Consider the following 24,173-nt stretch of genomic DNA (forward strand, 5'->3'; position numbering starts at 1 on the left):
TGTATTATCAAATCTTTAAAATTTTATAAATGTCTAACTTTTCTATGGCACTTCAGAAAGTCGAAGGGGGTTTTTTATTTTGGTTTGATGTTTGCATACCTACTGAAAAAGTAGGGCAGCAAAACGTCAAACAGGTATCAGCTAATTGCACCATAAGGGTGCGCTGATACTCGGCTCAAAAGAGCCGAACAGCTGTCTGCAAGACCCCTCGGCGAGCCCACACTTTGCTTGCAAAGTATAGTGGGTTATACTTTACATGGAAGTAATTGCCGGAAATAGTGAAAATGCCTCACATTTGTGCCACCTAAAAAGGAGCGATTTACATATGAGTTATGCAGTTTACGGGCCAAGATTGTTTAAGCAAAATAAGATAAGTTATAGCTATTGAAAAGAGACAAGAATTGTTCAAAGCTAATATTGTTTAAATCGTCAATTCTTGCATATTTTAAGGCTTGATAAAATTGGTTTTTGGAAAATAGTTTTCTGTATTCTTTGTTAACCCATTTCATAACAAAATTTTCATATTGTTTTCTATCTTTGAGTGATATTTTTGAAGGGTGTCTTTTTAATACAATTAACGAGCTATTAACTCTAGGTTTTGGATGAAAGTATTCTCTAGGGATTTTACTTAATATGGATATATCAACTTCTGTCATTAAAAATAGTGCTAGTGAACGATTTGTATTTAGCAACCTTTTAGCAAATCCATATTCCACTATTAAATAACTTTCTGTAGCTGTGCTTTCAAAAACAATTTTTCGAATTATATCTGTACTTATATTGTAGGGTATATTTCCAAATATCTTATATGACTTATTTTTAGGAAACTTAAATTGTAAAATATCTTTATTGATAACCTGGAAGTTCTCATATTCAATAAGTTTGTTTTTAGTTATCCTACATAATTTAGGATCTATTTCAATGGCGGTTACATAATTACACCTTTTAGCTAATTCAAACGTGAAATGACCTTTCCCTGAACCAATCTCAATAATATTATCATTTGTATTTAAATGTACATTTCTCAAAATTTCATTTATATGATGCTTTGAAGTAATAAAGTTTTGACTATCTTTTATATTTTTTTTGTTCATTATAACCCACTCCTATGAGGTTATAATGAATGTTTATATTAACAATCCATTATAACCACTTATTTTTTGTTTGGTTGATAATCAACTGTGTTGATTACAAAAATACTAAAAATGCCCATATATTAATTCTCCTTTTTATGAAATTAGAATAATTATAGCACAAGCTCTGATAAATAATAACATGATGAACGACTGTTAAATTTATACTGCAATTGGGCCCTATTGTTGAATAAAGATACGAGAGATTTCTCTTGTATCTTTTTTATTTTTGAGTGGTAACGAAAGCATCCCCCCTTTGCTGAGGTGGCAGAGGTCGGTTTTTTTTGTTTCTTTTTTTACGAAAAAAAGAAAGGTCTTAAAAGGTTTTATGGTTTTGGTCGGCACTGCCGACAGCCTCGCAGAGTACACACTTATATGAATATAAAGTATAGTGTGTATACTTTACATGGAAGTTGTACCGAAGTTAGGAGTGTTTATATGTCATTTGTAGTGGCTCGTATGCAAAAGATGAAATCAGGAAATTTGGTTGGGGTGGGTAATCATAATCAGAGAAATACAGACAATCATTCGAACAAAGATATTGATGTTGAACGGTCGTATTTAAATTATGATTTGGTCAATCGGACAGAAAATTATAAACGAGATATTGAGCAATTTATTAATGACAACAAATCAAGTAGTCGTGCTGTCAGAAAAGATGCTGTATTAATAAACGAATGGATCATAACTTCTGACAACCAATTTTTTAAAGATAAAGACGATAAAGAAATTAAAGACTTTTTCGAACAGTCGAAAGATTACTTCGCTGAAAAATTTGGTGATGAGAATATCCGCTACGCTCAAGTTCACTTAGACGAAACAACACCACATATGCACTTAGGTATTGTGCCTTTCAATGCGGAAAAGAAGTTATCAGCAAAGACTGTTTTTAATCGTCAAGCCTTACAGGCGGTACAAGACGAATTACCAAAATATTTAAATGAGCGTGGTTTTGAGCTTGAACGTGGCGAAAAAGGGTCAGAGCGTAAAAATTTAACGGTGCCTGAATATAAAAAGGCAAAGGACGAATTAAAAGAGATGACTACCACGCTGGAACAGCGGAAGTCAGAAGTTTTAGCGTTATCGAACGATAAAACAGCGACTATAAAAAAAGAGAGTTTGGATTTAAAAGACGAAACGAAAACAGTCAAAGTACCTAGTGGCGAAACCATTGGTATTGGTAAGTTGCGACATGAATTTATGAAAAATGAAGAACGTAAAACAGGAAATGTGATTATTTCTAAAGATAAATTAAATGCTTTGATACAAGGCTATGAAGATTTATATAAATCGAATGAGCAACTAAAAAAATATGCAGAAACAGATTTACCAAAAAGAATTGATTACGTAAAAGGCAAATACAAAGAGGTAGTGCGTGATTACAATGATTTGGCAGATAGATTTAATAATAATTTAGAGAAAATTGATTCGTTGGAGAAAGAGAATAAATCGCTTAAAAACGAAATTAAGGGCATTTACAGAGGTTTTAATCAGTTTATGGAAAATACCTTGGTGCAACTGTTAGACAAGCTGAAAAGCTCATGAATAACCTTGTGAGTGAAATTAAAGAGTTTGTAAAAGGTGGAGAGTTTGAAAAAATTCATAGAAATGAAACTCGAACACGAGATAGAGATGAATTAAGTCGTTAGAAGCTCATATTTGCGTTTTAAGGCGTTTTAAATCAATTCGAGTATATTTAACCTGTTTGGTCTTTTCGTCGGCATAAGCGTTAAAAATGGCAATAGAAAAAGCAGCAAGGGCGAACGTAGTGAGTGCATTTACCCTTGCAGCTTTTTTTGTTGTCATTTAGCTTTTGTAAACCGACAGAAAAGCCAACAGGTATGACTGTTTACTCACTTTTCAGAGGCATGATCAAACGCATTGCGTTTGTCAGGTGTGGGCGGAAGCCCACGGTTTTTAAAAGGGTTCCGAGGCTCAACGTCAATAAAGCAATTATGTTATTGATTTTAAATTTTTTATATCAAAATGGTCTTTTTCTGTTAAATCATAACCAGAATGAAAAAGAAGTTGAGCTTCTTTTGAAATACATGGTATTTTTCGACCTTTGTAATTAGTTTCTGAAAACCAGTCATTTTGGAAAACATAATTACCACCTTCTGGGTTTGCTTGGGTAATTGATCCATCATCATTTAGATTTATAGGATGAATATCTAAATACCCATATTCTTCATGCTTGAGTTCCATACGTGAAGGCATCCAATCAACTTCTATTTTGTATCCGATATCTTCTAATTTTTGTATAACTTTTTGAGTGTGTTGAGCGTCAAAATCTATATCTATATCTCTGTGTTCTCTTTGTTGTTTTCCAGTTAATACATCTACCCCCCAGCCACCATCTAACCAATAAGTTACTTTCATGTGTTCAAATAAATCTAAAATATAAAATAAATCTTTTTCTGTTACATTATTATTTTTCATTTTATCCCTCCTAACTTGGGAATTTGAAACGAGTTGAAAACGAGTTTCTTCTTGTCTTGATACTATATAGAAACAACTACATTTTATAATAACTAAATAAATGCTGATATAACAGTGTTTTTAGATGTTTTTTTGTTAAAAAAAGGTTGAAAACAAAAAACTCTGGGGGAGATTTTGAAAAAAATCGACCAACTTCTGGGGGGTACTACGACACCCCCCCAGGAGTGCAATGTTCTATGTGAAAGGCAAGGGAACGTTGATATATCAATGTTTTTAAAAATAGGGACGAATTTAAAATAAAAGGTTGTATTTACGTTGTATGTATAATATACTGATTTTAAAGAAATGAGGTGTTAATTGTGGTTAATAACGAAAAGAAAAAGATAACGTTATCTATTCCTGTTGAAACAAATAATACTTTGGAAGAAATGGCTAGAAAACATGGTATGACTAAGTCTGGTCTAGTTACGTTTTTAATTAACCAGTTAAAAGAAAAAGGTTCTATTTTTAAATAAAAAAAAGCCCCTTTTGCAGAAGGGGCTTTGTACGAAAAACATATTTACGCATTATATGATTGTGAGGTTATTATAACATGAGTGAAAAGATTGTAAAAGGTAGAGACTGGGCATTTATTGTGTATCCAGAGAGTGCGCCAAAAAATTGGCGAGAGATTTTAGATGAAACGCATATGCGTTGGGTTGAAAGTCCTTTGCATGATAAAGATTTCAATCCTGACGGAACGTTCAAAAAACCGCATTGGCATGTGATGTTGTCAGCAGACGGTCCAATTACACTTAAAGCAGTTGAGAAAATCATTGAACCTTTGAATGTGCCTGCGCCACAAAAAGTTGGTTCAGGACGTGGAATGATTAGGTATTTTATTCATTTGGATAATCCTGAAAAATATCAATACTCAAGAGATGAGATTGTTGCTCATGGTGGTGCTGATGTTGAAAGTTATTTTGAATTAACGAAAACAAATAAAATAAGTGTGATGAAAGATATTATCACTTATATTTACGAAAATGAGATTGATAATTATGCTGACTTTCTAATGATTTGTATTCAAAAATCAGATGAATGGTTTGACGTGGCGATTAATAATAATACTTTAGCAATCAACAAGATGATTGACTATCAAAAGTGGGCCAAGGATCAAGATATTATTTCCTATGATAGTTATCCAACTTACGACGCACCTGCTTATAAGCCAGCATTCTTGTATGACTTAATGAGAAGCCTTAAGCATCAACCATTTATGTTAATGGAATCTGCACCTTCACAAGTTAACTGGCAATCTTACAGTCCACTAAAGCGTCCAGGTCAAATGGCCGCAACTGAATTGCAAGCTGTTGCTCACGGTGCTGACACTGTTCAGTTCTTCCAATTAAAGCAAGCAGTGGGTGGTTCCGAAAAATTCCACAGTGCAATTATTGCTCATTCACAAAGAACCGATACTAGAGCCTTCCGTGAATTGGCTGATTTGGGTCAAAAATTAAAGGAGGCTGGTCCAACAATCTTAGGTTCAAAGACTAAAGCTAAAGTCGCAATTGTCTTTGATTGGAGCAACTTCTGGTCGTACGAATATGTTGATGGCATTACTCAAGATTTGAATTATGTTGACTCAATTTTGGACTACTACCGTCAATTCTATGAACGCAACATTCCAACCGATATTATTGGTGTTGATGATGACTTTAGTAACTATGACTTGGTTGTTGCACCAGTGCTTTACATGGTTAAAGCAGGTTTAGCTGAAAAGATCAACAGCTATGTTGAAAAGGGCGGCCACTTCGTTACTACCTACATGTCAGGTATGGTTGATTCAACTGACAATGTTTACCTTGGCGGCTATCCTGGTCCATTGAAAGATGTCACCGGCATCTGGGTTGAAGAAAGCGACGCAATGGTTCTAGGTCAAAAAGTTAGAGTTAAGATGGATGACAAGGAATACGAAACCAGCTTAATGTGTGATTTGATTCATCCAAATAAGGCCAAAGTTTTGGCAAGCTACGCTGATGAGTTTTACGCTGGCACTGCTGCGATTACTGAAAATGATTATGGCAAAGGCAAGGCTTGGTACGTTGGAACCAAGTTAGGTCACCAAGGTTTGACACAATTATTCAAACACATTGTGCTTGAAACTGGAGTTGAATCATTAGTTTGCGACAGCCATAAGCTTGAAGTAACTAAGCGTGTCACAGCAGATGGCAAGAAACTTTACTTCGTGCTTAACATGAGCAATGAAGAAAGAGAACTGCCAAATAAATTTGCGGATTATGAAGACATCTTAACTGGTGAAAAAGCTAAGAGTTCAATGAAAGGATGGGATGTCCAAGTCTTAACCAAGTAACAAATCCTATTTCTTTCCCTCGAATTTAGATCAATAAATAAGGAAGCTAGGCGAAATGTCTAACTTCCTTTTTGTGTTGCTTATATATTTTTTATAAATAGTTCTAAGATCATTAAAACGATAGTGAAAATGACGCCTGCTTTAAATACTAGTACAAATAGTGGGTAATCTAGTAGCCAGTACGATAGTATAAATACCCTCTAAATATAAGAAAAAAACATCAGCTGATTTAGGATCTGCGGAATTACTTAAGATTGATCAAGATTACGGTTCTTTAGAAGTAGGAAAATATGCAGATTTCTTAGTGCTGAAAGATAATCCGTTAAAAGACGTATCTGCAGTTGAACAAGCTGATAAACAAGTTTATCAACATGGTGAAAGAAAATTTTAATAAGCAAAATGGTCTTAGTGTGAGCAAAGGCTATTTTTTTGCAGACAAACGTCTGGCTTTTTAGTTTACCTAATTAAATATTTTATTTATTCTAGTAAACTATTTACTTAAAGAAGTGAAAGAGATATACTAGTAGTTGAAAACGATTACAGTACAAACTTGAGGTACAAACAATGAATAAAGAAGAATTACTTACTGAATACGAAAAAACTTTTGGTGAAAAGGGACAAGATGTATTCTTCTCACCAGGTAGAATTAACGTTATTGGTGAACACACCGACTACAACGGTGGGCATGTTTTCCCAGCCGCAATTAGCTTAGGTGTTTATGGAGTTTATGGTCCAAGAGAAGACAAGAAAGTACGTCTTTTCTCAGGCAACGTAGATGGCGAGATCGTTGAATTTGATATTGATGATACAACTGCTGAAAAAGATGAAGACCGTTTCTGGGCTAACTATTTCAAGGGTATGATCACTTATTTACGTGAGAAATATAATGGCATTGATCATGGCTTTAACTTATATATCGAAGCTAATTTGCCATCAGGTTCAGGTCTTTCATCTAGTGCAGCCATTGAAATGTTAATGGGAATCATCTTGAAAGATGAATTTAACTTAGATGTTGATCGCGTTAGCCTAGCCAAGATGGGTCAAAGAACTGAAAATGAATTTGTCGGCTTAAATTCAGGAATTATGGATCAATTTGCCTGCATTATGGGTAAAAAAGATAGTGCAATTTTCTTAGACTGCAACACCTTAAAGTATGAATACATGCCACTTGCATTAGGCGATTACGAAATTATTATCATGGCAACTAATAAACCACATACTTTAGCTGATTCTGCTTATAATGATAGGGTTGCTGAATGTGGTCGTGCTCTTAAAAAGTTGCAACAAAAGCTTGATATTAAGGCATTAGGTGAACTTGATAACGATACTTTTGATGAATATTCTTACCTCATCAATGATGAAACAGAAATTAAACGTGCGCGTCATGCAGTTAGTGAAAATCAAAGAACTTTACGTGCAACTCAAGCAATGAAAGACGGCGATCTTGAAAAACTTGGTCGTTTAATTAATGCTTCTCACGAATCTCTTCACTATGATTATGAAGTAACTGGTAAAGAGCTCGATACTTTGGCAGAAGCTTCATGGAAACAACCTGGAGTGCTCGGTGCCAGAATGATCGGCGGTGGCTTTGGCGGTAGTGCAATTGCTATTGTTAAGAAGTCAGAGGCTGAGAACTTTAAGAAGAATGTTGGTAAGATTTACCGCGATACAATCGGTTATGATGCTAGCTTCTATGATGCAGAAATCGTTGATGGTACTAAGAGAATTTAATTAGTGTGAGAAGGGAAAGTTATGAAGGTTATTGAAAAATTTGCGGATGAAGTTATTAATAGTGGTGCTTACGAGCCATTAGATCGAGTATATGTTATTAACAAAATTAGAGGATTAGTTGGTGATCATGATGAAGAAGAAAACGATAAGCCAGCTGCCAAGCAATTAGTTGACTTGGCCGTTAAAAATGAAAAAATTCCTGACGATATCACCTCACGTGAAGTATTAAATGATCAACTTTATGATTTAGCTACACCAACACCATCTAAGACTAATAGTATTTTCTGGCAAAAAATGCAAAAGTCTTCAGAGAAGGCTACAGATTGGTTTTATAAATTATGTGAAGACAATAATTATGTTAAAAAAGAGGCTATTGCCAAAAATGTTGTCTTCTCCGGCACTAGCTCAAAAGGTCATGGCTTAGAAATTACGATTAATTTATCTAAACCTGAAAAAGATCCTAAGGCTATTGCTGCAGCGGCACATGCAACAGGCAAGAAGTATCCTCAATGTGCACTTTGCCTTGAAAATGAAGGTTATTTAGGTGGCTATGGTAAAAATGCCCGTTCTAATTTAAGAATCATTCGTATGAATATCGCAGGTCGTCCATGGGGCTTCCAATATTCACCATATGCTTACTTTAATGAACACTGTATTTTCTTAGATCAAAAGCATATTCCAATGGTAATTAATGAACAAACATTAATTAACTTGGTTGAAATTGAAAAGATCTTCCCACACTATTTCGTTGGTTCTAACGCTGACTTGCCAATTGTTGGTGGTTCAATGTTAGCACATGAGCACTACCAAGGTGGTCGTCATACCTTCCCAATGATGAAGGCAAAGATTAAGAAAGAAGTTATTTTTGATAAATATCCGGATGTTAAGGTAGGAATAGTTGATTGGCCAATGAGTGATTTGCGGCTAATTAGTAAAAATTCACTAACTTTAATTAGTCTAGGTAGTAAGATTATTGATTTTTGGGATCGTTATAATGATCAAGATCGTCAAATTACGGCTTTTGATGGTAAGACTAGACGTCATACGGTTACTCCAATTATGCATCGTGATGGAGAAAAATTTGTTCTAGATTTAGTTCTTCGCGATAACAATACTAGCGATAAGTATCCATTAGGAATTTTTCATCCACATTCTGAGCTTTGGCATATTAAGAAAGAAAACATCGGTTTAATCGAAGTTATGGGGAGAGCAATTTTGCCTGGAAGACTTAAGAAAGAACTAGAAGAAGTAAAGAAATATTTACTCGATGAAAATAATGAGATAGCTGAAAGCCATCTTGCTTGGGCTCAAGAAATTAAAGCTAACCATCAAATTACTAGCGAAAATGTAGATAGCATCCTTCAACAAGCTCTAGTTGAAGTGTTTGATCAAGTTCTTGAGTGTGCCGGGGTCTTCAAGAATAATGAAAATGGAGAAGCTGGCTGGCAAAAGTTTACCGAGGCTTTAGTTAGCGAGGTAGATAGATAAAATGAAAACAAGTTTTAGAAAGTATAGTCGTAAAAATGGTCAGGACTTATGTGAAATTAGTCTTGAAAATAATCAAGGAATGAAGGTTAAGATTCTTAATTATGGAGCAACTTTAGAAAAAGTTCTACTTGATGGCGAAGATATGATTTTGTCATTAAATAGTCCAGAAGATTATTCAAAAGAAAGAAATTTTCTGGGTGGGACCGTTGGCAGAATTTGTGGACGCGTTCGGCTAGGTCAATGGAAACATGGCAACCAAATATATCAACTTCCTCAAAATGATGGAGAAAACCACATTCATGGTGGTATTGGAACTGATATGAAAATCTGGAACTTTAAATTAAAAAATTCAGAACAAGAGTCTCGAGTTGATCTCTTTCTTTTTGATCCAGATGGAGATAATGGCTATCCCGGCAACATGAAGTTATATGCCACTTATAAGCTTGATAATGAAAATAACTTGTCATACAAATTAGAAGCTGTTAGTGATCAGTTAACAATTTTTAATCCGGCTAATCATACATATTTCAACTTAGGTGAAAGAGCTACCGACTTAAAACTCCAACTTGCAGCGGATTACTATTTGCCAGTAGGTACGGATGGATTGCCAAATCAAGGAATGAAAAATGTAGAGAATACAGTGTTTGATTTTAGACAAGGTAAGAAGATATCTGCTGCTTTAGATAGTGATGATAGTCAAATTAACTTGCGTAACGGTCTAGATCATCCTTTTATTTTGAATGGGATGCAGCCTGCAGCAGTGTTGTCATCTAATAAACACAAAATGATTATGACCACTAATGCACCAGCAATTGTTACTTATACAGCTAACCATTTTAATCATACTGGTGTAGCAAACAATGTTGGACAATACGATGGAATTACTTTAGAAGCACAATATCCACCAGCAGAAGGTATAGAATTAGGAGAAATTACTTTACTCCCTTTTGAAAAGTTTGAGCGTAAGATTAACTGGAACTTTAGTTAATTACATACAAACAGTAGTAAATTTTATAAAAGCGTTTAATATCTTTTGCAAACAGAATAATTTAATTGTTAATTATGATAGCAATTTCACAATGAGTTGCGTTAAAATAGCAGATGAAACCATAAAATTTACGTAAAGAGGAAATTATGAACGCAAAAGAAATTTATAGTCAATGGACTAACGCAAATAATTTGCCTGATTATTTAAAGGATCAATTAAATGACCTAGGTAAAGATGAAAAGTGGATTGAAGATGCTTTCGGACAAGATATTAATTTTGGTACTGCCGGAATGAGAGGTAGACTTGAACCTGGTACAAACAGAATTAATTTGTTTACTGTGGGAAGAGTAACCGAAGGTCTTGCAAGACTAATTGACGAAAATGGTGAAGAGGCTAAGAAACGGGGCGTTGCAATTTCTTTTGATTCGCGTTATCACTCAAGAGAATTTGCCGAACATGCAGCTCGTATTTTAGGTGCACATGGAATTCATGTATACCTATTTGATGATTTAAGACCAACTCCTGAATTATCATTTGCTGTTCGTCATTTAAATACCTTTGCCGGAATTAACATTACCGCATCACATAATGCTAAACAATATAATGGTTATAAGGTTTATGGCGAAGACGGTGCTCAAATGGCGCCAGAAAATGCAGATCGTTTGTTTGCTTATGCTCAAAAAGTTGATGACATTTTTAGCGTTAAAGCTGCTCCTGTGGAAGAACTACGCGCTAATGGCACCTTACAATTAATTGGTGAAGATGTAGATAAAGCATACTTAGCTCATTTAAAGGATGTTACTGTTGATCCTGCAATGGTTAAGGCTAATGCTGATAAATTAAAAATTATCTACACTCCATTACATGGTACTGGAAAGATGCTATATGATCGTGCCTTCAGACAAGGTGGCTTTGACAATGTGATTCCAGTTCCAAGTCAATCTATCATTGATCCAGAATTCCCTACAACTATCAAACCTAACCCAGAATACCGTGATGTATTTGAACCAGGATTTAAGCTTGCTAATGAAGTAAATGCAAATGTTATTATCGCAACTGACCCAGATGCAGATAGAATGGGTGCAGCTGTTAGAAAATCAGATGGTGATTTCCAAGTTTTAACTGGTAATCAAATTGCTACATTAATGGCCTACTACTTATTAGTTCATATGAAAGAAAATGGAACTCTTTCGTCAGATTATGAATTAGTAACTTCAGTAGTTTCAAGTGCACTTCCATTTAAGATTGCTGATGATTTTGGTATTAAAACTAAGCATGTGCTAACTGGATTCAAGTACATTGGTGAAGAAGTTGACCGTATGAATAAAGAAAATGACGGTAAATTTTTGATGGGATTTGAAGAAAGTTACGGTTACTTATTTAAGCCATTCGCTAGAGATAAGGATGCTATGCAAGGTGCATTAATGTTTGCAGAAGTAGCAAGTTACTATGCATCTAAGGGAATGACTGTTTTTGATGGATTACAAGAGATCTGGCAAAAATATGGTGTAGCTTACGAAATTACTAAGGCTATCGAAATGCCTGGTATTGGTGGTCAAAAGAAGATGGCTGAATTAATGAGTAAGTTGCGTAAAGAACATTTAACTGAAATTAATGGGGCAAAAGTTGTTAAGATTCAAGACTTCGAAACCCAAGAAACTATTGAAGATGGAAAGAAAACTCCATTAACTGGTTTCCCTAAGTCTAACGTTTTGAAGTACTTCTTAGATGATGAAACTTGGGTTGCTCTTCGTCCGTCAGGAACTGAACCTGTAATTAAGGCTTATGTTGGAGTAAATAAGAAAGATATTGAAACTGCAGAAAAAGCTGCAGAAGAGTATCAAGATGCATTAGCTAATTTGTTAAAGTAATGCAAAAATAGTGCGAAAATACGTTCGCTGTAGTAAAATGAATACGTTATATAGAAGTTGGGCTATTTTAGTCCAACTTTTTTTGCGGAGGATGAAAAATGATTAGACGACAAAAAAATAAAAAATTTGAACTTGTCTCTAAATTTCAACCAGCAGGAGATCAAGAGCAAGCAATTAAAAAGTTGACTGATGGATTTGAGCAAGGAGAAAAAGCACAAATCCTAGAAGGTGCTACTGGAACCGGTAAGACTTTTACTATGGCAAATGTAATAGCTAAGTTAAATAAGCCAACTTTAGTAATTTCTCATAATAAAACTTTGGTTGGCCAACTGTATGGTGAATTTAAAGAGTTTTTCCCTAAGAATGCCGTTGATTATTTTGTGTCTTATTATGATTACTATCAACCAGAAGCTTACGTACCACAATCTGATACTTATATTGAGAAAGATTCATCAATTAATGATGAAATTGATCAATTACGGCATAAGACCACTAGTGATTTAATGTCGAGAAATGATGTAATTGTTGTGGCGTCAGTATCATGTATTTATGGTTTAGGTGATCCAAGAGAGTATGCGGCTAGTGTAGTCTCTTTATCTGAAGGTCAAGAGATTAGCCGGGATGTGTTATTACGAGATTTAGTAAATATTCAATATGATCGTAATGATATTGATTTTCAGCGTGGACGCTTTAGAGTACGCGGTGATGTAGTAGAAATTTTTCCAGCAGGATATTCTGATCATGCATTTAGAGTTGAATTTTTTGGTGATGAGATTGACCGAATTGTTGAAGTGGATTCTTTGACCGGTGAAGTAATTGGAGAGCGAGAACAAGTTTCTATTTTCCCAGCAACTCACTTTGTTACTAATGAACAAATTATGGAAAGAGCTTTGGCCTCAATTAAAGATGAAATGAATATTCAGGTGAAAAAGTTCGAAGGGGAAGGAAAACTTTTAGAAGCTCAACGAATTAAACAAAGAACCACGTATGATATGGAAATGATGAGTGAAGTTGGCTACACTAATGGAATTGAAAACTACTCTAGACACATGGAAGGACGAAAAGCTGGACAGCCACCACATACCTTGTTAGATTTCTTTCCTGATGACTTCTTAATTTTAATTGATGAATCGCATGCCACAATGCCAGAACTAAAGGCAATGTACAATGGAGATAGGGCACGTAAGCAAACCTTAATTGATTATGGTTTTAGACTTCCATCTGCTTTAGATAACCGACCTTTAAAATTAGAAGAGTTTGAAAAACATGTAAATCAAATCATGTACGTATCAGCAACTCCAGGTGATTATGAGCTTAATCAAACTGATCACAAGGTTGAGCAAATTATTCGTCCTACTGGATTACTTGATCCTGAAATTGAGGTTAGACCAATTAAGGGACAAATCGATGATTTAGTTGGTGAAGTTAATAAGCGTATTGAACGTAATGAGCGCGTTTTTGTTACAACTTTAACTAAAAAAATGGCTGAAGACTTAACCGACTATTTAAAGGATTTGGGGATAAAAGTACGATATCTACATTCTGATATCAAAACTTTAGAGCGTCTTGAAATTATTAGAGATTTAAGACTAGGAAAATTTGATGTACTAATAGGGATTAATCTTTTAAGGGAAGGTATCGATGTTCCTGAAGTGTCTCTAGTTGCAATTCTAGATGCTGATAAAGAAGGTTTTCTTCGTTCTACCAGACCTTTGGTTCAAACAATTGGGCGTGCTGCTCGAAATTCAAATGGTAAGGTAATTATGTATGCTGATTCAATTACTGATTCGATGCGTGAAGCAATTGACGCTACGGAGAGAAGACGTAGTCTACAAATGAAATTCAACAAAGAACACGGCATTACTCCTAAAACTATCGTTAAGCCAATTAGAGATGTAATTTCTATCACTAAGGATAGTGATGATAAAGAGAATAAAGAAAGTTTTGCTGACCTAAACTTTGATGAATTGACTAAGAAGCAAAAACAAAATATGATTAAGACTTTAACTGCACAAATGCAGGAAGCTGCTAAAAAGTTGGACTTTGAAGAAGCAGCTAACTTGCGTGATGCAATTATGGACTTAAAAAAATAGGTGCATGAAAAGAAAAAGTAGAGGAGGATAGTTAAATGGTAAATGATAAAATTGTTATTCACGGAGCACGGGAACACAATTTAAAAGATATAAGTTTATCAATTCCAAAAGATAAATTAGTAGTTATTACTGGTTTATCGGGCTCTGGAAAAAGTTCACTGGCATTTGATACCTTATATGCTGAAGGTAGAAGACGATATGTAGAATCGTTGTCAAGCTATGCTAGACAATTTTTAGGGCAAATGGATAAAGCTGATGTTGACTCAATTGATGGATTAAATCCCGCAATCTCAATTGATCAAAAGACGACATCACATAATCCACGCTCAACGGTCGGAACCGTAACAGAAATTAACGATTATTTACGTTTATTGTGGGCTCGTGTAGGTCATCCGATTTGTCCCAATGATGGAACTTTAATTGAAAGACAAAGCGTAGATCAAATGGTGGATCGAGTAATGGATTTGCCTGAAAGAAGTAGAATTCAAATTTTGGCTCCAGTTATCCGTTCTAAAAGAGGAGAACATAAAGAGGTATTTAAGCGAATTCAGCGTGCGGGGTATGTACGGGTAATTGTAGATGGCGAAATGCATGAAATTACTGATGAGTTTGAGCTAGATAAAAACAAGAGACACAGTATTGATATTGTTGTGGATCGTTTAATTGTTAAAGAAAATATTCGTAGTCGGTTATTTGATTCAGTAGAAGCAGCTCTTCATTTAGCAGATGGGTACATGGATGTTGATGTAATTAAGGGCGAACGCATCAATTTTTCGGAATACTATGCATGCCCTATTTGTGGTTTTACTGTTGGTGAAATGGAACCACGGTTATTTTCATTTAATGCACCTTTTGGAGCTTGTCCTGATTGTGATGGACTAGGTATGAAGCTTTCAGTAGATGAAGATTTAGTAATTCCTGATAAGGATAAGTCATTAGGTGAAGGAGCCTTAGTTCCTTGGGCTAACTCTAAGTACTATACAGCGATGTTAGAACAAGCATGTACAGCCATGAAAATACCCTTAGATAAACCATATAAAAAATTAACTAAAAGACAAAAGGATTTAATTTTAAATGGATCTAAGGGAAAGAAAATAAAATTCCATCTCGAAGGAGACTTTGGTGTAAACGATACAGTTCAAGAATTTGAAGGAATTTTAAATAATATCAATCGTCGATACCACCATCCAATGTCTAAATTCATGCGTGATGCAATGGGTAAGTATATGACTGAAATGACTTGTTCAACTTGTCATGGTAAAAGATTGAATGAAAAGGCTTTAGCCGTGAAGGTAAATGGTAAAGATATTGCTGAAGCATCTGATCTTTCGATTGCAAAAGCATTAGAATTTTTCAATTCAGTTAAATTAAGTGAACAAGAAGAAATGATTGCTAAGCCAATTTTGAAAGAAGTGCGGGATCGTTTGACATTTTTAATTAATGTTGGATTAGACTATCTTACTTTATCTCGTTCTGCTGGCACTCTATCTGGTGGAGAAGCGCAAAGAATTAGACTAGCAACTCAAATTGGTTCTAACTTGTCAGGCGTTATGTATATTCTAGATGAACCATCAATTGGTCTTCATCAGCGTGACAATGATCGTCTTATTTCTTCCCTTAAGAAAATGAGAGATCTTGGAAATTCTCTAATTGTAGTAGAACATGATGATGAAACCATGAAGCAAGCCGATTACTTAGTTGATATGGGACCGGGAGCAGGAGTATACGGCGGAAAAGTGATGGCTGCAGGTACGCCTGAAGAAGTAATGAAGAATCCCCATTCTTTAACTGGGGAGTACTTGTCAGGTAAAAAGATTGTTCCAGTTCCATTAGAGCGAAGAAAAGGTAACGGTAAGAAAATAACTGTTACTGGTGCAAAAGAAAATAATTTAAAAGATATTTCTGTTGATTTTCCTTTAGGCAAATTAGTTGTTGTAACCGGAGTATCAGGTTCCGGAAAATCAACATTAGTTAACTTGATTTTGAAACGTGCTCTGGCACAGAAGTTGAATAATAACTCTGCAAAGCCCGGTAAGTATGAATCAATTGAGGGATGTAAAAATATCGAAAAAATTATAGATATTGATCAAAGTCCTATTGGACGAACTCCGCGTAGTAATCCAGCCACATATACTAGTGTATTTGATGATATTCGTACTTTATTTGCCCAGACTAATGAAGCAAAAATGCGTGGCTATACTAAGGCTAGGTTTTCTTTTAACGTTAAGGGAGGTCGTTGTGAAGCATGTCATGGAGATGGAATTATTAAGATAGAAATGAATTTCTTGCCTGATGTGTATGTCCCTTGCGAAGTTTGTCACGGAACAAGATATAACTCAGAAACTTTGGAAGTAACCTACCGTGAAAAAAATATTTCTCAAGTTTTAAACATGACAATTAACGAAGCATGCAAATTCTTTGAAAATATTCCTAAAATTCATCGTAAATTACAAACAATTGTTGATGTAGGATTAGGATATGTAAAGTTAGGACAATCAGCAACTACTTTGTCTGGTGGAGAAGCACAAAGAATGAAGTTAGCTTCTGAATTACAAAAACTTTCTACTGGGAATAACTTCTATATCTTGGATGAACCTACAACTGGGTTGCACACTGATGACATTAAACGTCTGTTAGAGGTATTGCAGCGCTTAGTTGATGAAGGAAATACAGTTTTAATTATTGAACATAACTTAGACGTCATTAAAAATGCAGATTGGCTAATTGATCTAGGCCCTGAAGGAGGAGATGGTGGTGGACAAATTGTGGCTACTGGTACTCCAGAAGAAGTTGCTCAAGTCAAAGAAAGCTATACTGGTCAATATTTAAAACCTGTTCTTAAAAGAGATACTGAATTAACTAAGCAAATGATAAATAATAAAAAAGAGCAAGAAGAAAGTTAATGGTGTTTTAGGAAGTTAAGTGTAGAATATTATCTGGGAGGATATAAAAATGAACGACATTTATAATTCTAGACATCAAGGCTTTGATTGGGGCTCGTTTATAGCAGGGATTTTGTTTGTTATAGCATCATTCTTGTTATTACGCTACCCTGGTCGTGGTTTACAAGCATTTGTATTTGTATTCGGTATTTTATCAATTTTACAAGGCCTAATTTGGATTTCAGCATATGTTAAATTTCATAATATTTTTGATTTGAGCTGGGTAACAATAATTTCTGCAATTATTGATATTGTAATTGGTGTTTTGTTCCTATGCTCACGTGAAATTGGGGGATTAACTTTAGCTATTTTATTTGCTATCTGGTTCTTAGCTGATTCGATTATTGGGATCATTTTCTCATGGCACTTACGTGAATATTCAACTGGATACTTTGTTCTTTGCTTAATTTTAAACATCATTAGTTTAATTATTGCTTTTGCTTTACTATTTAACCCAATGTTAGCCGCTATTACTTTAGTTTACTTAGTAGCATTTTGGTTAATGGTATTTGGAATTAATGAAATTTTTGTTTCATGGATGCATAGATAAAATAAAAAGTCGTATATCGTTGGAAAACTACCAAAGATAACGACTTTTTATTTTATTTAAAAAATGGAACACCCGGTATGTTATAATATCGATTAAGGAGGGATAACTATGGCTGAACAAAAGAAACAATTATTGATTGTTACTGGTATGAGTGGTGCAGGTAAAACTGTGGCAATTAAAGCATTAGAAGATATGGGATATTTCGTGGTAGATAATTTACCACCGGAATTATTGGGAAGTTTCTGGGAATTAATTAACAATTCTTCGGATTTTAGTAAGGCAGCAGTAGTTGTTGACTTGAGAGTAAAGAGTTTTTATAAAGATTTGGTTGACGAAATCAAGTCTTTAGAGGATAGTCAAAATGTTCAGTCAACAGTTTTGTTTTTAGATGCTTCAGATGATGTCTTAGTGTCTCGGTATAAAGAAACAAGACGTTTGCCTCCTTTGGCTCATACAGGTAGATTGCTTGATGGAATTCAAGAAGAAAGAAATATTTTATCAAGAACAAAGAATATTTCAAATATAATTATTGATACTTCTCACCTTTCTACTAAAGAATTAAAGGCAAAATTAGTAGATAAGTTTGGAGATAATCGAACTCGGACGTTTTCAATTGAAGTAATGAGTTTTGGATTTAAATATGGTATTCCAATTGATGCAGATATTGTAATGGATGTAAGATTTTTGCCAAATCCATTTTACATTCCCCAACTTAAGCCATTTACTGGTTTAGATCGTCGAGTTTTTGATTATGTAATGAGCAAGAAAGAAACTGAAGAGTTTTATGCTAAGTTTTTAGATATGTTGGAGACGGCTATTCCAGGATATATTGCTGAAGGAAAAGAAAAATTAACTATTGCAATTGGTTGTACAGGTGGTCAGCACAGAAGCGTTTCAATTGCACGCCAATTAGCGGTTGATTTAGCTAAAAAATATCCTGTTGATATTTCTCACCGAGAGATTAGTCGTTATATTGGACAATAAAGGAGTGGAGATGGCGTACGGAGAAAATAAAATTGTACGTGTCATTCGTGGACGTCGCCCTAAAATTGTTGTTATTGGCGGAGGTACAGGTTTACCTGTTATTTTAAATGCTCTAAAGGAGCAAAACGCTGATATAACAGCTATTGTTACTGTGGCTGATGATGGCGGATCGTCTGGTGCAATTAGAGATTATATTAATGTGGTGCCACCAGGGGATATAAGAAATGTATTGGTTTCTTTATCTGATTTACCACAAGAAGAAAAAGATATTTTTCAATATCGATTTAATTCATCTGACTCATTTTTTGCAGGTCATGCAATTGGAAATCTAATTATTGCTGCCTTAGATGAAATGCAGGGAAATATTTTTGACGCTGTTCAATCCCTATCTAGAATGATGCGAATTGATGGAAGAATCTTTCCTGCTTCGAATGAGCCTTTGACTTTAAATGCGGAATTTGTCGATGGAACAACTGAATCAGGAGAAACAGAAATCACATCAAAAGACAAGAGGATTAAACGTGTCTGGGTTACCGATACTGACTCAGATGAAGAACCTAAAGCTGTGTTGCCAGTTTTAGCAGCTATTATGCAAGCAGACGCAGTAGTTTTAGGACCGGGTAGTTTATTTACATCGATTTTACCTAATTTGATGATTTCTAATTTAGGGGATGCTGTAAGACAAACTAAAGCTGAGGTAATTTATATTTGTAATATTATGACCCAGCAAGGTGAAACAGATCATTTTACAGCAGCTGAGCATGTGCAAGTTATTAATGACCACTTAGGAGGCCATTATATTAATACAGCTTTGGTTAACGGCGCTAAGATTGATATGACTAAATTTAACCCAGCCGATTACGATGCTTATCTTGAACCAGTAAGGAATGATTTTGCCGGATTGAGGGCTCAAGATTGTCGAGTAATTACAGCTGACTTTATCGATCAACATAGTGGATTGGTTTTTCATGATGGAAAAAAAGTGGCTGATGAAATTTTGAATTTAGCTTTTGAAGCATATTGTCGAAGACAGAAGGAACAGGGCTAGTTAATGGTTTCATACGCAAGCGATGTAAAAAAAGAACTTACAAGTCTGCCAGTTCATCCCGAACACGCTAAGGCAGAATTAGCAGCTTTTTTGCGAATGAACGGAGTACTTAGCCTGCACGATCATCAATTTAGTTTGGATATTACAACTGAAAATCCAGCGATTGCAAGGAGAATATTTTCTCTTATTAAGACTGCTTATGGAATTGAACCTCTATTAATTGTTTCTAAGAAGATGAAATTAAAGAAAAATTATCAGTATTTAGTTAGACTTCAAAAACAAGTTCATGAAATTCTAACTGACTTAGAAATTTTTGATAATAATAATGGTCTTATTACAGGAATTCCTGAAAAGATTATGTCTTCGGAACAAAGAGCAATGTCCTATTTAAGAGGAGCTTTTTTAGCATCTGGAAGTGTAAATAATCCAGAAACTAGTCGCTATCATTTAGAGATTTATTCTCTTTATGAAGATCATAATCAAGATCTGTTAAAGTTAATGAACAATTTCTTTTATTTAAATGCAAAAGAAACTAGGAGACGAAGTGGCTATATCGTCTATTTAAAAGAAGCAGAAAAAATTGGTGATTTTCTCCATATAGTTGGTGCAGTGAACGCGATGCTAGCTTTTGAAGATTTAAGAATTATGCGTGATATGCGTAATTCGGTGAATCGTTTAGTGAATTGCGATACAGCGAATCTAAAAAAGACTGCAAATGCAGCAGCTAAGCAAGTTGAAGATATTCAATTAATTGAAGAAAAATTTGGTTTAGAAAACTTACCTGAAAAATTGACTGTGCTAGCTCGTTTTAGGTTAACGCATCCAGAGCTTTCTCTTAAGGAAGTTGCAGCACAAGTACCAGATGGTCCAATCTCAAAGTCAGGGGTTAACCATCGTTTTCAAAAAATTCGTGAAATAGCGAAGCAATTAAAAGAAGAAAATTAGATAAAAAAATAGAGCTCACATCGTGAGCTCTATTTTTGTCTAAATAAATTAGTCTTTCTTTTGGTTTACCAAAATTTCATCGATTAAACCATAGTCTTTAGCTTCTTCAGCAGACAAGTAATTGTCGCGTTCAGTATCCTTGAGAATCTTATCAAGAGGTTGACCAGTGGTTTCATGTAAAATTTGGTTAAGTTTTTTACGACTCTTTAAAATTTCATTAGCTGCAATTTGAATGTCAGTTTGTTGACCTTGTGCACCACCTAATGGTTGGTGGATAAGAACTGTTGAGTTTGGTAATGCAAAACGTTTACCCTTAGTTCCACTAGTTAAAAGAATGGAAGCCATAGAAGCAGCCATACCAATGGCAATTGTAGATACGTCTGATTTGATAAAGTTCATTGTATCCATAATTGCTAATCCAGAGGTAATAACACCACCTGGTGAATTAATGTAAAGAGAAATGTCTTTAGTGTTATCTTGTGCATCTAAGAATAAAAGTTGAGCAATGATGGAATTAGCCATTTGGTCATTAATTTCACCACTAAGCATAATGATTCTATCTTTTAATAATCTTGAATAAATGTCGTAAGCACGTTCACCACGTGCAGTTTGTTCAATAACTGTAGGTACGAGCATTAATTTTACCTCCTAAACAAAATTAGCACTCTAATAAGTACAGTGCTAATTAAATCACTTACTTTTAATCATGTCAACTGATCAAGCTTAATTTTATGTAGAAAAAAGTGTAACGGACAAAACCACTCAAAATAAAAAAGATACAAGAGAGGTCTCTCGTATCTTTTATTCAGCAATCGCGCCCTTTAATGGAACAAAAAGATTTGAATTCCTGTTATAAAAAAAGGATCAATTTTGAACTCTCTCCCAAAGTTGATCCCTTAACGATTTAGAAATCCCTTTGAGAATGTTTATATACATTCAAGGTAACCAGCCAACTAATGACAATGATTCCTGAAAAAAGTAATAACAAATTACTATACAGATAAGTTGACTGATCAACTTCCATAGGTAACAACCTTTGATCAAGTAAGGGTATGGATAATAAACCACCTACAATTGCAATACCTGTTCCCTCTGATAAAAAGCTGGTAAAGTTAAGCAAACTCATTCCAGCACCAGCTTCCTGCTGTTTCAAGCTACTTGAAACAATTGTTGATATAACTGTTTTGGTGAACGAAAGCCCACCTAAAACAAATACCATTATAATTGTCATGAACCATGATGTTGTTTCTAAAAGAAAGGAAGCAGTTAAAAAGCTAACAGAAAGAAATGTAACTCCGATGTTTAACACGTATAAAGGACCTCTTCTATCAACAAGTATCCCACCAATGTAGCCGAAAATAATGACACTCATTGTTCCAGGGAAAATAATTACACTTCCGATTTCGGCAGTACTTAGCTGGTAAACATCTTTCATCATATAAGGAACCATAGAGACAAACCCTGCTACTGTTCCAAATATAATTCCCCCACAAAGAACTCCAATCATAAAAGGTATATTTTTCCCTAATCCGGGATCAACAAAAGGATCTGTTACTTTCCTGATATGTTTTACAAATATCAGGAATGACAGCACGCTAACGATAAGAAAAGAAATGCTATATGATGTTGTAAACAACATAAAAAATACAATGCCTACAGACATTAGTATAATTCCTTTGATATCAAAATGACCTTTTATCCTTACTTCTTTCTTTAATAATTTCATAAGAAACGGAACAGTGATAATTGTTATCGTAGGAATGAGTAGAAGATAGGACCAATGAATATAATGGGCTATCATTCCACCAATCGCTGGACCGACTCCTTCTCCCATGGCTACTATCGATCCAATAAGACCAAATGCTTTACCCCTATTTTCCTTTGGAATATAGCGCGCAACTACAACCATTACGAGTGCTGGAAATGCAGCTGCACCAGCCCCTTGAATAAAACGAGCCATAATAAGTAAGGAAAAGAAAGAATGGCCAACAAACCCAATTAACGCCCCGAAACAATTTATTATAATTCCAAATAGGAGTAACCTTTTGATGCCTAATTGATCAGATAGCTTTCCATATACAGCTGTTCCAATGGAAAAGGTTAACATAAAGGCTGTGTTCACCCAGTTTGTACTCGCAGGTGGTTTATTAAAATCATTTGCAATATCAGGTAATGAGACGTTCAAAACCATTTCATTTAATACGCTAAAAAAAGATAAAATGCAAAGCCAAATTAAAATTTGGTTGTGTCGTAAATTCGATTGTGAATAGGATGTATTCACATTTCACCCTCCAATAATGAGGGCAGACGTAGTTTATAGGGTTAATGATACGCTTCCCTCTTTTAATTGAACCCTGTTACATTAATTACACTTCATAATTAATTCCTCCTAAACTTGATTAAAACATTTTACCACATATAAACTAAGTTTTAAATTCAGTATTTCATCACTTATACAACAATATGGCCCGTTTGTTGAACTACTCTTTAATAAAATAATTTTTCCGTTCCCAATTCCACATTGCAATAATAGAAAATCCATCTTTAGCATGCCAAAAATCAGGCATTAATTTCCCAGAAAAGTTAAATCTAAATGTCAAATCGGCAAATTCTTCATCTAATCCTTCACAATAACCAAGATTAAACGAGCCATAATCCAAATAAGAATCTGGATTTTTGAAATTTTTAAATACGAACCCAATATACCGTTCCTTGAACCGAATATCATCCATAACTAACACTCCTTTGCATTCTGCCACATAGTAATTGTTAGTATCTCGAAATTATGTCTTCGTCATAAATTTTCAATTCTCTTAATCTCATTTGCGCATCAAACCAAATAGAAAAATCAATAGCAACCATATGTGTAAACGCCCTATCTTCTCCCTCTTTTTTCAAAAAAATTTTATAGCGTCTAGCACATTCCTTATCGTATGCTTTTTGACAATCTTCATAATTTCTAGCATTTTCTAAATCTTTTCTATAACTCATCTTTTCAATATCCTTTATCTATCTCCATTATCAATTTCCTTTTGATGATTTTGATAATTCCCATCTAGATATAACCTAATTATCCCAGTATTTTCACGTATAATTTTATTTAATTGTCGAATATCTGACACACCGAACATCATCTCAATATCATCACAAACAGCAAAATACTGCCTTAACTCAATGATATTTTCAAGTTCGTTTACGTAAACAACATCTAAGATTTTATTCAGTATATCCTCTTTCATCTCAACATCAAGTACCTGATATCTAGCTAAATCAAAATTGCTCAACAACACAATATCTTTGCTATCATAGATATGTTTCTTTTGTCTAATAGCCTCTTTTGACTCATGAGTTAAATAAGCATAAGTATCAGCTACTGTCGTTTTTATAATTTGAACTTTCGAAACTACTGGTTTATTTGTATAATCGGCAAATAGTCGTTGCAATTTTCTTCTAACAGCATCAGCAGTTACAGGATTAGAAGCAATATAAATGACGTGTCTATGTTTTTTCTTGTATATTACTCGCCCCTGATCAACAATTTACTTTGTATAAGCAATATGATCGTAAGGACGTTTGTCGCCTCTTAAACTGGCCTAAGGACGTTTCAG

At 34.5% G+C, this 24,173-nt stretch carries 20 protein-coding genes and 4 pseudogenes; 15 read left to right on the forward strand and 9 right to left on the reverse strand.

Annotated elements, in window-relative coordinates:
• Positions 1-356: 356 nt before the first annotated feature.
• Entirely contained in the window at positions 357-1,094 is a 738-nt protein-coding gene (erm, locus tag CP370_RS07165) for a 23S ribosomal RNA methyltransferase Erm (protein WP_087712812.1), read from the reverse strand.
• 59 nt (positions 1,095-1,153) lie between these two features.
• Complete coding sequence (ermCL, locus tag CP370_RS09690) at positions 1,154-1,213, reverse strand: 23S rRNA methylase leader peptide ErmCL (protein WP_014158491.1); 60 nt, start codon at positions 1,211-1,213, stop codon at positions 1,154-1,156.
• A 358-nt stretch (positions 1,214-1,571) separates the two neighbouring features.
• On the opposite strand from ermCL, the gene mobV reads away from it, so the two are divergent.
• Positions 1,572-2,678, forward strand: a complete 1,107-nt coding sequence (gene mobV, locus CP370_RS07170; RefSeq protein ID WP_232457430.1) for a MobV family relaxase — start codon at positions 1,572-1,574, stop codon at positions 2,676-2,678.
• Between the two features lie 408 nt (positions 2,679-3,086).
• On the opposite strand, the gene lnu(A) is transcribed toward mobV, so the two are convergent.
• Positions 3,087-3,572, reverse strand: coding sequence for a lincosamide nucleotidyltransferase Lnu(A) (lnu(A), locus tag CP370_RS07175; RefSeq protein WP_001829870.1), 486 nt, complete (start codon positions 3,570-3,572; stop codon positions 3,087-3,089).
• Positions 3,573-3,931: 359 nt separating this feature from the next.
• Here lnu(A) and CP370_RS07180 point away from each other — a divergent pair, with 359 nt between their 5' ends.
• The 13 genes and pseudogenes from CP370_RS07180 to whiA all read left to right on the forward strand — a co-directional run bounded on the left by CP370_RS07180 (position 3,932) and on the right by whiA (position 20,565).
• A complete protein-coding gene (locus tag CP370_RS07180) occupies positions 3,932-4,087 on the forward strand; it encodes a protein repA (protein ID WP_087712813.1) in 156 nt (51 codons plus the stop codon).
• 95 nt (positions 4,088-4,182) lie between these two features.
• Positions 4,183-5,925, forward strand: a pseudogene (locus CP370_RS07185) (beta-galactosidase trimerization domain-containing protein); the annotation flags it as partial.
• A gap of 223 nt (positions 5,926-6,148) precedes the next feature.
• Positions 6,149-6,316, forward strand: a pseudogene (locus tag CP370_RS07190) (amidohydrolase family protein); the annotation flags it as partial.
• 173 nt (positions 6,317-6,489) lie between these two features.
• Positions 6,490-7,656: a galactokinase gene (locus CP370_RS07195; RefSeq protein WP_025005364.1), complete on the forward strand. Its 1,167-nt coding sequence runs from the start codon at positions 6,490-6,492 to the stop codon at positions 7,654-7,656.
• Between the two features lie 21 nt (positions 7,657-7,677).
• A complete protein-coding gene (locus tag CP370_RS07200; protein ID WP_014567655.1) occupies positions 7,678-9,144 on the forward strand; it encodes a UDP-glucose--hexose-1-phosphate uridylyltransferase in 1,467 nt (488 codons plus the stop codon).
• 1 nt (position 9,145) lies between these two features.
• Positions 9,146-10,132 (forward strand): aldose epimerase family protein, encoded by a 987-nt coding sequence (locus CP370_RS07205; protein WP_087712815.1) that lies wholly within the window; start codon positions 9,146-9,148, stop codon positions 10,130-10,132.
• A gap of 146 nt (positions 10,133-10,278) precedes the next feature.
• Positions 10,279-12,003, forward strand: coding sequence for a phospho-sugar mutase (locus CP370_RS07210; RefSeq protein WP_087712816.1), 1,725 nt, complete (start codon positions 10,279-10,281; stop codon positions 12,001-12,003).
• Between the two features lie 98 nt (positions 12,004-12,101).
• Positions 12,102-14,096: an excinuclease ABC subunit UvrB gene (gene uvrB, locus CP370_RS07215; protein ID WP_087712817.1), complete on the forward strand. Its 1,995-nt coding sequence runs from the start codon at positions 12,102-12,104 to the stop codon at positions 14,094-14,096.
• Positions 14,097-14,131: 35 nt separating this feature from the next.
• On the forward strand, positions 14,132-16,999 hold the full coding sequence (gene uvrA, locus CP370_RS07220; RefSeq protein ID WP_087712818.1) for an excinuclease ABC subunit UvrA: 2,868 nt from the start codon (positions 14,132-14,134) through the stop codon (positions 16,997-16,999).
• Between the two features lie 49 nt (positions 17,000-17,048).
• Positions 17,049-17,588: an HdeD family acid-resistance protein gene (locus CP370_RS07225; RefSeq protein ID WP_004893923.1), complete on the forward strand. Its 540-nt coding sequence runs from the start codon at positions 17,049-17,051 to the stop codon at positions 17,586-17,588.
• Positions 17,589-17,696: 108 nt separating this feature from the next.
• Entirely contained in the window at positions 17,697-18,572 is an 876-nt protein-coding gene (rapZ, locus tag CP370_RS07230) for an RNase adapter RapZ (RefSeq protein ID WP_012846439.1), read from the forward strand.
• Positions 18,573-18,582: 10 nt separating this feature from the next.
• Entirely contained in the window at positions 18,583-19,620 is a 1,038-nt protein-coding gene (gene yvcK / locus CP370_RS07235; protein ID WP_087712819.1) for a gluconeogenesis factor YvcK family protein, read from the forward strand.
• A gap of 3 nt (positions 19,621-19,623) precedes the next feature.
• Positions 19,624-20,565, forward strand: coding sequence for a DNA-binding protein WhiA (gene whiA / locus CP370_RS07240; protein ID WP_012846437.1), 942 nt, complete (start codon positions 19,624-19,626; stop codon positions 20,563-20,565).
• 48 nt (positions 20,566-20,613) lie between these two features.
• Here the strand turns inward: whiA and clpP are convergent, their stop codons facing one another.
• The 6 genes and pseudogenes from clpP to CP370_RS07265 all read right to left on the reverse strand — a co-directional run bounded on the left by clpP (position 20,614) and on the right by CP370_RS07265 (position 24,104).
• Positions 20,614-21,201, reverse strand: coding sequence for an ATP-dependent Clp endopeptidase proteolytic subunit ClpP (gene clpP / locus CP370_RS07245; protein ID WP_003647009.1), 588 nt, complete (start codon positions 21,199-21,201; stop codon positions 20,614-20,616).
• Between the two features lie 268 nt (positions 21,202-21,469).
• Positions 21,470-22,846, reverse strand: coding sequence for a tetracycline efflux MFS transporter Tet(L) (gene tet(L), locus CP370_RS07250; protein ID WP_069168330.1), 1,377 nt, complete (start codon positions 22,844-22,846; stop codon positions 21,470-21,472).
• Between the two features lie 33 nt (positions 22,847-22,879).
• Positions 22,880-22,927, reverse strand: a pseudogene (locus CP370_RS10300) (tetracycline resistance efflux system leader peptide); the annotation flags it as partial.
• Between the two features lie 118 nt (positions 22,928-23,045).
• The gene (locus tag CP370_RS10040) at positions 23,046-23,297 is read right to left on the reverse strand and encodes a hypothetical protein (RefSeq protein ID WP_087712820.1); all 252 of its coding nucleotides are present in this window, start codon (positions 23,295-23,297) and stop codon (positions 23,046-23,048) included.
• Between the two features lie 37 nt (positions 23,298-23,334).
• Positions 23,335-23,556, reverse strand: coding sequence for a hypothetical protein (locus CP370_RS07260; protein ID WP_087712821.1), 222 nt, complete (start codon positions 23,554-23,556; stop codon positions 23,335-23,337).
• A gap of 14 nt (positions 23,557-23,570) precedes the next feature.
• Complete coding sequence (locus tag CP370_RS07265; protein ID WP_087712822.1) at positions 23,571-24,104, reverse strand: Rep family protein; 534 nt, start codon at positions 24,102-24,104, stop codon at positions 23,571-23,573.
• Between CP370_RS07265 and CP370_RS10305 the strand changes: the two are divergent.
• A pseudogene (locus CP370_RS10305) lies at positions 24,098-24,173 on the forward strand (DUF3427 domain-containing protein); the annotation flags it as partial. The gene CP370_RS07265 and the pseudogene CP370_RS10305 sit on opposite strands and share 7 nt — an antisense overlap.

Origin of the sequence: Lactobacillus sp. UMNPBX19, assembly GCF_002553805.1 — a bacterium.
Classification (GTDB): Bacteria; Bacillota; Bacilli; order Lactobacillales; family Lactobacillaceae; genus Lactobacillus.